Origin of the sequence: Streptomyces sp. LUP30, assembly GCF_001746365.1 — a bacterium.
In the GTDB taxonomy this organism is placed as follows: Bacteria; Actinomycetota; Actinomycetes; order Streptomycetales; family Streptomycetaceae; genus Streptomyces.
The window spans coordinates 1-5363 of sequence record NZ_MJAJ01000107.1; the positions used below are offsets into that span (position 1 = coordinate 1).

Below are 5363 nucleotides of genomic sequence, written 5' to 3' on the forward strand. Positions count from 1 at the left end.
GGAGGTGACGCGGGTTTTGTTGGGTGAGGGTCGGCGGGTGTTCGTGGAGATGAGTCCGCATCCGGTGCTGGGTTTTGTGGTGGCGGAGACGATGGGTGCGGTGGGTGTGGATGGTCTGGTGGTGGGGTCGTTGCGTCGTGGTGAGGGGGGCTTGGAGCGGTTTTTGCGGTCGGTGGGTGAGGTGTTCGCGGGGGGTGTGGATGTCGACTGGGAGGCTGCGTTCGATGCGCGGGGGGCACGGCGCACGCAACTGCCGACGTATCCCTTCCAACACCAGCGCTACTGGCTGACGTCGCAACGCGCCGAGGGCGACGTCTCCTCCGCCGGCCTCACCCCGTCCGCACACCCGCTCCTCGGCGCCGCCGTGGACCTGCCCGGAACCGGCGGTCTCGCCTTCACCGGCCGCTGGTCCGTACGCACCCACCCCTGGCTGGCCGACCACGCCGTGTGGGGCACCGCCCTGCTGCCCGGCACCGGCTTCGTCGACCTGGTCCTGACCGCCGGCGCCGAAGCCGACTGCGGCGCCCTCGAAGAACTCGTCATCGAGGCGCCCCTCATCCTTCCCGAGGACAGCGGCATCCAGGTCCGCGTCGAACTCGGCGCACCTGACGAGTCGGGCCGTCGCACCGTCTCCGTCCACTCCCGACCCGAGGGCGACGAACCCGACTGGACCCGCCACGCCACCGGCACCCTCGTCCCCGAGGACCCCGACTCCGCCGAGGCCGCCCTCGCGTGGCCACCGGCCGGCGCCACCCCCGTACCCGTCGACGTCGAGTCCGTGTACGCGGACCTGGCCGAACGCGGCTACGAGTACGGCCCCGCCTTCCGCGGACTGCGCGGAGTGTGGACCCGCGACGACGAGATCTTCGCCGAGGTCGCGCTGCCCGAGCAGCAGCAGGAGGACGCGGGACACTTCTCCCTGCACCCCGCCCTGCTCGACGCCTCGTTGCACGCCCCGCTGATCTACGGCACCGGTCTGCCGCGACTGCCCTTCTCCTGGAACGGCATCACCCTGTGGACCCGCGGAGCCTCCCGCCTGCGGGCGCACTTCGTCCCCGCGGGCGAGGAGACCTGGCAGGTCACCGTCACCGACCAGAACGGCGTACCGGTAGCGCGCATCGACGCCCTCGTCGGCCGCCAGGTGACGCAGGAACAGCTCGCCGGAGCCCGGCTGGCCCGCGAGACCGCCTCCTCCCGGCTGGACGACTGGGTCTACGGCCCGACCTGGATCCCGGCCGGCATCACCGACCCGGCAGCCGCGCCCACCGGCGCCTGGCTGGTCGCCGTACCCGCCGACCGCACGGACGACACCACCGTCACCGCGTGCCTCACCGCCCTCCGCGACCGGGGCGCCCACGTCGTACCGCTGCCCGTCGACGGACCGGACCGCGACACGCTCACCGGCCTCCTCACCCGCACGGTGACCGACGCGGTGACCGACGGCGCCACCCTCACCGGCGTGCTGTCCCTGCTCGCCCTCGACGAGAGCGAGCACCCCGGACTCCCCGGAGTCACCGGCGGTCTCGCGGCGACACTCGCCCTGGTCCAGGCGCTCGGCGACGCCGGCGTCGAGGCGCCGCTCTGGCTCGCCACCCAGGGCGCCGTCGCCACCTCCGACACCGACCCGGTGCACAACGCCGACCAGGCCGCCCTCTGGGGACTCGGCCAGGCCGCCGCCCTCGAACACCCGGGCCGCTGGGGCGGACTGGTCGACCTCCCCGCCGCCCTCGACCCCGGGACGGGCGCCCTGCTCGCCACGGTGCTCGGCGGCGGCAGCGGCGACGAGGACCAACTCGCCCTGCGCGACGGCACGGTCCTCGCCCGCCGACTTGAGCACACACCGCTCCACCGGCCCCAGCCGGACGGGACACCCAGGCGGACCACCGGCACCGTACTGATCACCGGCGGCACCGGAGCCCTCGGCGGGCACGTCGCCCGCCACATGGCCGCAGCCGGCGCCGGACACCTGGTCCTCGTCGGCCGCCGCGGCACCGACACACCGGGCATCGCGGAACTGACCGCCGAACTCACCGGGACCGGCGCCCGGGTCACCGTGGCCGCCGTCGACGTCACCGACCGGCAGGCCCTGGCGGACCTGCTGGCGAAGCTCGCCGCGGACGGCGACCCGGTCCGCACGGTGGTCCACGCCGCGGGCGTCAACGGCTTCGGCACCCTGCAGGAGACGACGCTCGACGACTTCGGCGCCGTCGTGTCCGCCAAGGCGGCGGGCGCGGCCCACCTCGACGCCCTGCTCGGCGACACCCCCCTCGACGCGTTCATCGTCTTCTCGTCCATCGCCGGAGTCTGGGGCAGCGGCAGCCAGAGCGCCTACTCCGCGGGCAACGCCTACCTGGACGCCCTCGCCCTGCGAAGGCGGGGCCAGGGCCGCACCGCCACCTCCATCGCCTGGGGCGCATGGGCCGGCGGCGGCATGGTCGACGCCGGCTCCGCACCGCAACTGCGCCGCCAGGGCATCGAGACCGTACGCCCCGAACTGATGCTGACCGCTCTGGAACGTGCCCTGACAGGAGGCCAGAGCGGCCTCACCGTCGCCCACATCGACTGGAAGCGATTCCACGCGGCGTTCACCGCGCCCCGGCCCTCCGCACTCCTCCAGGGCGTGTCCGAGGTCCGTCGCATCGCGGCGGCCGAAGCCCGCGCCCGGCGCGCCGACCTCGCCACGGCCGGCTCCCTGCGCGAGCGCCTGGCCGGCCTGGAGGAGAGCGCCCAGAACGGAATCCTGCTCGACCTGGTCCGCGCGGAGACCGCCGTCGTTCTCGGCCGCCAGGACGCGCACGCCATCCACCCGGACCGTGCCTTCCAGGAGCTGGGCTTCGACTCGCTCACCGCCGTCGAACTGCGCAACAAGCTGTCCGCGGCCACCGGCCTGCGCCTGCCCGCCACACTGCTCTTCGACCACCCGGCGCCGGCCGTGCTCGTCGCCCACCTGCGCGAGGCCCTCGCCCCCGAGGGCGGCCCCGCCGTCCACCGCGCGGTCGCCGAGGTCGAGAAGCTCAGGGCCGCACTCGCCTCCGTACCCGACGACCGGGCGGTCCGCGCCCAGGTCACCGCCGCCCTGCAGGTCCTGCTGGCCAAGTGGTCCCCGGACACCGCTCAGGACGAAACCGACGACGACCTCGACTCGGTCACCGACGACGAGGTCTTCGACATCATCGACAACGAGTTCAACGAGTTCACCGCTTCCTGACGCCGCCGCGCCCGCCGCGCCCGCCGCGCCCGCCGCCCGCCCGCCGTCAGAAGTCTTTCTCTAGGAGCTGACCTTCACCGTGCCCGACGACAAGAAGTACCGCGAATACCTCAACAAGGCCGTCGCCACCGCCCGTCAGGCGACCCGCCGGCTGCGCGAGGTCGAGGAGAAGGCGTGGGAACCCATCGCCATCGTCGGTATGGCCTGTCGTCTGCCGGGAGGAGTGACCTCCCCCGAGGACCTCTGGCGGCTGGTGGCCGACGGCGTCGACGGCATCACCCCCTTCCCGGCCGACCGCGGCTGGGACCTGGCGGGCATGTACGACCCGGACCCCGACGTACCGGGCAAGTCCTACGTCCGTGAGGGCGGCTTTCTCGACGACGTGGCCGGTTTCGACGCGCCGTTCTTCGGGATCTCGCCGCGCGAGGCGCTGGCGATGGACCCGCAGCAGCGGCTGCTCCTGGAGACCTCCTGGGAGGTCTTCGAACGCGCCAACATCGACCCTGCCTCCCTGCGCGGGCGCAGGATCGGCCTCTACACCGGCGTCATGCACCACGACTACGCCCCGCGCGTCCGACAGGTCCCCGAGGATCTGGAGGCGTACCTCGGGCGCGGCAGCACCGGCAGCTTCGCCTCGGGCCGCGTGTCGTACACGCTCGGCATCGAAGGCCCCTCGGTGACGGTCGACACCGCCTGCTCCTCGTCGCTGGTCGCCATCCACCTCGCCGTCCAGTCCCTGCGCACCGGCGAGTCGGAGATGGCGCTGGCCGGCGGCGCCGCCGTGATGGCCGACAGCAAGATGTTCGTCGAGTTCTCCCGCCAGCGCGGTCTCTCCCCGGACGGCCGGTGCCGCGCCTTCGCGGCCGGCGCCAACGGCACCGGCTTCTCCGAGGGCGTGGGCGTCCTGCTGCTGGAGCGGCTGTCGGACGCACGCCGCAACGGCCACGACGTCCTGGCCGTCGTCCGCGGCACCGCCGTGAACCAGGACGGCGCGTCCAACGGCCTCACCTCGCCCAACGGCCCCGCCCAGCGCGAGGTGATCCGGCAGGCGCTGGAGAACGCCCGGCTGTCCGCGGCGGACGTCGACGTGGTGGAGGCGCACGGCACCGGTACCTCCCTCGGCGACCCGATCGAGGCGCAGGCCCTTCTCGCGACCTACGGTCAGGAGCGGCCCGCCGACGGCCGCCCGCTGTGGCTGGGTTCGCTGAAGTCCAACATCGGTCACGCCCAGTCGGCGGCCGGTGTGGCGGGTGTGATCAAGATGGTGCAGGCGATGCGGCACGGTGTGCTGCCGAAGACGTTGCACGTGGACGCTCCGACGCCTGAGGTGGACTGGTCGGCGGGTGCGGTGCGGCTGCTGACGGAGGCGCGGGAGTGGCCGGAGCGCGACGAGCCGCGGCGTGCCGGTGTGTCGTCCTTCGGCCTCAGCGGCACCAACGCCCACATCGTCATCGAGTCCGCGCAGCCCGCGCCGTCCGCGGCACCGGTGTCCGAGGCGCCCGTGGCCGCGGCACCGGTGTCTGCGGCACCCGTGTCCCACGTGCCCGCGTCCGAGGTGTCCGCCTCCGAGGTGTCCGGCCCCGCGGACCCCGAAGCCGAGGCATCCGGCGCACCCGACGCACCCGCCGCGTCCACCGGATCCACACCGGCGGCCGCCGAACGGGCCGTGCCCCGGGGCGTGGTGCCGCTGGCCCTCTCAGGCAAGACCCCCGACGCCCTGCGCGCCCAAGCGCGGCAGCTCGCGGCGTTCCTGGAGGACCGGCCCGAGACCGTACTGCAGGACGTCGCCCTCTCCCTGACCTCACGCACCGCGTTCGCCCACCGGGGCGTGGTGGTCGCCGGCCACCGCGAGGAGGCACTGGAACGCCTCACCGCCCTGGCCGAGAACACCTCGGTACCGACCACTGCTCCTGGTTCTTCCGGTGTGGTGTTCGTGTTTCCGGGTCAGGGGGCGCAGTGGGTGGGGATGGCGTTGGGGTTGTTGTCGGAGTCGGTGGTGTTCGCGGAGTGGATGGGGCGGTGTGGGGAGGCGTTGGCGCCGTTTGTGGGGTGGTCGTTGGTTGATGTGTTGGGTGATGAGGAGGCGTTGGGGCGGGTTGATGTGGTGCAGCCGGTGTTGTGGGCGGTGATGGTGTCGTTGGCGGGGTTGTGGCGG

2 protein-coding genes are annotated in these 5363 nt (G+C 73.4%); both read left to right on the plus strand.

Annotated features, from left to right (window positions below):
- Window positions 1-49 precede the first annotated feature (49 nt).
- Window positions 50-3208 carry an SDR family NAD(P)-dependent oxidoreductase gene (locus tag BG482_RS39735; protein WP_141746728.1) on the plus strand — a complete coding sequence of 1053 codons (3159 nt, stop codon included), beginning with the start codon at window positions 50-52 and terminating at the stop codon, window positions 3206-3208.
- A gap of 79 nt (window positions 3209-3287) precedes the next feature.
- Window positions 3288-5363, plus strand: a 2076-nt coding sequence (locus tag BG482_RS39740) for a type I polyketide synthase (RefSeq protein ID WP_141746729.1), incomplete at its 3' end; no start/stop codon positions are given.